The sequence below is a fragment of the Burkholderia anthinoferrum genome, from assembly GCF_002925705.1.
In the GTDB taxonomy this organism is placed as follows: Bacteria; Pseudomonadota; Gammaproteobacteria; order Burkholderiales; family Burkholderiaceae; genus Burkholderia; species Burkholderia semiarida.
Window position 1 is genome coordinate 1 of sequence record NZ_LFZP01000082.1, and the last position, 1,728, is coordinate 1,728.

Sequence of the window (1,728 nt, forward strand, 5' to 3'; positions counted from 1 at the left end):
CATGTGAGACGGCCGGACGAAAATTGCATCTACCTGCCCGCTTGCAGCGGTAAGCATCCCGGTGCCAACGACCAATCGTAAGCGGTCTATAAAGCACGCCTCTCTAGGTCCCTGTCACGTCACACTCGGTTAAGATCGGCTTGCGGTGGGGCAGCGGACGCCCTCGACAGCAGGTTGTCTCTCGACGCGGCAGACTCTTCACTCATGCTATCAACCGATTTCGAAGCAAACCTCATCGCCCTTGCGCGGGAGTCGTCATGGTTTTGGCCTGCTCTGGTTGCGGTCCGAACCTTGAACCTCCCCTCTTGGTGCATCGGCGCCGGTGCGGTCCGGAACCTCGTATGGGACTCGCTGCACGGACTGGATACGCCGTCGGCATTGTCGGACATCGATGTTGCGTACTTCGATAGCACCGATCTTTCTGCGGAGCGTGACGCGACGTTTCAGTCTCTGCTAGCTCACACGCACCCCCAGTTCCCGTGGGAGGTGACCAATCAGGCCGCAGTTCATACTTGGTTCGAGGCAACATTTGGTCACGCTGTGCCGCCTTTCAGGTCGTTGGAGGCCGCCGTTGCGTCGTGGCCAGAGTATGCGACTGCAGTCGGGCTGACACTGCTTCCCGACGACTCAATCAAGGTCACCGCACCGTATGGGTTAGACGATTTGTTCGCTATGGTGGTCCGTCGGAATCCCGTGCGAGTCAGCGTCGCCACGTATCGAGAGCGAGTGGCACAGAAGCAGTATCGCAATCGTTGGCCACGCGCGGTCATCGTTCCTTGCTAATCGCACGTATGTCGCTTGCCTGACCACTAGACAGATTGTCTCGTGAAGCCCAAGGTAGTAGGGCTGCGTAGTCGTCAGCTGTTGACGCCTGTGGCAGTTTGCCAAACAGCCAAGCAAGATAGCGATACGGATCTATGCCGTTCGCCTTGCACGTCTCGACGAGGGAGTAAAGGTTGGCGCTGGCCTGCGCGCCGGCGACCGTATCGGAGAACAGCCAGCCCTTGCGGCCGACGACGAACGGCCGTATCGCGTTCTCACACAGGTTGTTCGAGATCGGCCAATTGCCATTCTCGACGTAGCGGACCAGCTTTGGCCACTGTCCGTTCATGTACTGCAATGCCTTGCCGAGCAAACTCGAGGGCACGACGCCCGGCAGATGCTCGATCAGCATGCGCACGATGATGGTGAGCACGCGGACGCTGTATCGGATACGCAATCGCTGCCGCCGCTCTGGTTTCCATTGTGCACTGCGTGCTTCGGCCGCGAACAGCTTGCCGATCAGCATCACGAAGCGCGTCGCCAGCAGATCCGGCGAGCGTGCTGCTTTCGGCACAGACTCCTCGGCTTTGATGAAGCCGCGGCGCACGTGGGCCCAACATCCGAGGTGCACGAGCTGGTGATCGTGGGCGATGCCGTTGTAGAGCTCGTATCCGTCAGTCATCAATGCAGTGCCGGGCTGCACACCAGCATAGAGCTTCTGCGCATGTTGGGCACCGCGCCCGGGCGAGTAAGAGAACATCCGCACGGGCGGCCCTGAGCCGTTGACCTGAGCCCACAGGTAACTCTTCGCCTGCGGCCTTCGTCCCGGTTCTTTCAGCACCTGGAACGTTGTCTCGTCGCCGTAGATCAGGTCCGACTCGAGCAGCGTGTCGCGCATCAGGTTGATTACCGGCTGCGTGGCCAGTCCCACCCGCACCACGCTGGCGGCCAGCGTATTCGACGAGA

Annotated in this window: 2 protein-coding genes and 1 pseudogene; 1 reads left to right on the forward strand and 2 read right to left on the reverse strand. The window is 60.4% G+C overall.

Features of this window, described 5'->3' with window-relative positions; genetic code table 11:
• Positions 1–75: pseudogene (locus C5F75_RS37485) on the reverse strand (GNAT family N-acetyltransferase); the annotation flags it as partial.
• 129 nt (positions 76–204) lie between these two features.
• Here C5F75_RS37485 and C5F75_RS35975 point away from each other — a divergent pair.
• Positions 205–783: a nucleotidyltransferase family protein gene (locus C5F75_RS35975; RefSeq protein ID WP_081059284.1), complete on the forward strand. Its 579-nt coding sequence runs from the start codon at positions 205–207 to the stop codon at positions 781–783.
• Here the strand turns inward: C5F75_RS35975 and tnpC are convergent.
• A partial coding sequence (gene tnpC, locus C5F75_RS35980) for an IS66 family transposase (protein WP_258048639.1) occupies positions 767–1,728 on the reverse strand: 962 nt, incomplete at its 5' end. The two genes, C5F75_RS35975 and tnpC, sit on opposite strands and share 17 nt — an antisense overlap.

Bases quoted from the DNA above. Each gene is read 5' to 3' on its own strand.
- C5F75_RS35975 (WP_081059284.1), top strand. From the start codon at position 205: ATGCTATCAACCGATTTCGAAGCAAACCTCATCGCCCTTGCGCGGGAG.